The sequence below is a fragment of the Mycobacterium sp. TH-M82 genome (assembly GCF_057473605.1).
Map to the genome: position 1 here is coordinate 1 of NZ_JBYCKY010000640.1, position 2042 is coordinate 2042.

At 67.4% G+C, this 2042-nt stretch carries 3 protein-coding genes; 2 read left to right on the forward strand and 1 reads right to left on the reverse strand.

Features of this window, described 5'->3' with window-relative positions; genetic code table 11:
• Positions 1-201 (reverse strand): MerR family transcriptional regulator (locus AC2VON_RS18780; protein WP_486954316.1); only part of this gene is annotated, 201 nt, incomplete at its 3' end.
• Between the two features lie 102 nt (positions 202-303).
• On the opposite strand from AC2VON_RS18780, the gene merC reads away from it, so the two are divergent.
• Positions 304-738, forward strand: coding sequence for an organomercurial transporter MerC (gene merC, locus AC2VON_RS18785; RefSeq protein WP_486954314.1), 435 nt, complete (start codon positions 304-306; stop codon positions 736-738).
• A partial coding sequence (gene merA / locus AC2VON_RS18790; RefSeq protein ID WP_486954315.1) for a mercury(II) reductase occupies positions 707-2042 on the forward strand: 1336 nt, incomplete at its 3' end. The genes merC and merA, both read left to right, overlap by 32 nt.

Here is a 2042-nt window from a genome sequence, read left to right on the forward strand (position 1 = left end):
CAGAACCTCACGGATCTGGGCGAGTGTGAGCCCCGCGGCCTTGCCTCGGTGGATGAAGTCGATCCTGGTGACGGTGTCGGGCGAATAGTCCCGGTAACCCGCGGACGTGCGGTCGGCGTCGGGGAGCAAACCCCGCTCCTCGTAGAAGCGCAGGGTCGTGGTGGTGGTGCCGACAGCGTCGGCCAACTCTCCGATCCGCACCGTCCCTACCTCTCGTTTGATTCGCGACTTGACCTTCATCTTTACTGGAAGGTTCATTCTGGCGCTGACGAACGGATTCTTCAAGCGATTCAGGAGAGACAAATGCGACAGATTGTGCGCATCATGACTGACAAGGTTGGCGTTGTCGGCACCGTCGTGTCCACCATGGCTTGCGCCATGTGTTTCCCGGCGGTGGGCGCTATCGGGGCGGCCATCGGGCTGGGATTTCTCTCCCGATGGGAAGAGGTATTCATCAACGTTTTACCACTGTTCGCCGCGCTCGTGCTGGTCGCCAACGGACTGGGGTGGTTCGCCCACCGGCAATGGCGCCGCAGCGCCCTGGGGATGATCGGTCCGACCCTCGTGCTGATCGGATGGGTTTCGTTCATAAGCGGTGTCCCGGCTCACGGACCGGCAAGGGTCGTGCTGTATGCGGGACTGGCGGTCATGGTCGTCGTCGCCGTGTGGGACCTGGTCTCCCCAGGTAGCCGCCGCTGCGAACCGGATGGCTGCGAGCTGCCCGCGAAACACCGATGAGGAGGGCCAGGTGAAACAGACGAAGGTCGATCTTGCCGTGGTCGGATCGGGTGGGGCGGCGTTCGCCGCCGCGATCCGCGCTTCGACGCTGGGCAAGTCGGTGGCGATGATCGAGCGCGGCACGGTAGGTGGCACGTGCGTGAACACCGGCTGCGTGCCCTCCAAGGCACTGATCGCCGCCGCCGAGGCCCGCCACGTCGCCCTCGACACCGGCAGGTTCCCCGGAATCAGCACCAGCGCCGACCCGGTGGACATGCCCGGCCTCGTCGACGGAAAGCGGACCCTCGTCGAGGCGCTGCGCGCGGAGAAGTACCTCGACATCGCCGAGGACTACGGCTGGCGGCTGCTGCGCGGGCAGGCCTCGTTCGACGGCTCCCCGGACGCTCCGGTCCTGCGAGTGATGACCGAGGACGCCAACAGCAGGCTCGTCGTAGCCGCGCACTACCTGGTCGCGACCGGTTCCCGGCCCACCATCGCAGCGATCGACGGACTCGACCAGGTCGACTACCTGACCTCGACCACGGCGATGGAGCTCAAGGAGGTTCCTGAGACGCTGCTGGTGCTCGGCGGTGGGTATGTCGCTTTGGAACAAGCCCAGCTGTTTGCCCGGCTGGGCTGCAAGGTCACCATGCTGGTCCGCTCCCGGCTGGCCTCCCGGGAGGAACCCGAGGCGTCCCAGTCCCTGCTCACCGTGTTCGCCGACGAGGGCATCCGGGTGGTCTGCCGAGCGATCGTTGACTCGGTGAGGACCGATCCGGGCACCGGACGGGTGGTCGCGGGCGCGTCGGTGGCCGGCAGCCGGGAGGAGTTCAGCGCCCAGCGGCTGATGGTGGCGCTGGGCCGAACCCCGGTCACCGATGGGCTCAACCTTGAGGCGGTGGACGTCGAGACCGAGAAGGCGGGGGAGATTGCGGTCACCAACCAGCTCGCGACGTCGAACCCGCGGATCTGGGCAGCCGGGGACGTCACCGCGCAGCGCCAGTTCGTCTACGTCGCGGCCGCCCACGGCGCGATGGTTGTCGACAATGCGTTCACTGGCGCAAACCGGTCGATCGACTACACGCACCTGCCCCGGGTGACGTTCACCAGCCCCGCGCTGGGTGCGGTCGGGATGACCGATGAACAGGCCGTCGCAGCCGGCATCCGTTGCGACTGCCGCGTGCTGCCCCTGCACTACGTGCCCCGGGCGCTGATCAACCGCGACACCCGCGGCTTCGTCAAGGTGGTCGCCGACTCCGACACCGGACGGATCCTCGGGATCACCGCGGTCGCCAAGGACGCCGGCGAACTCGCCGCCGCCGGGG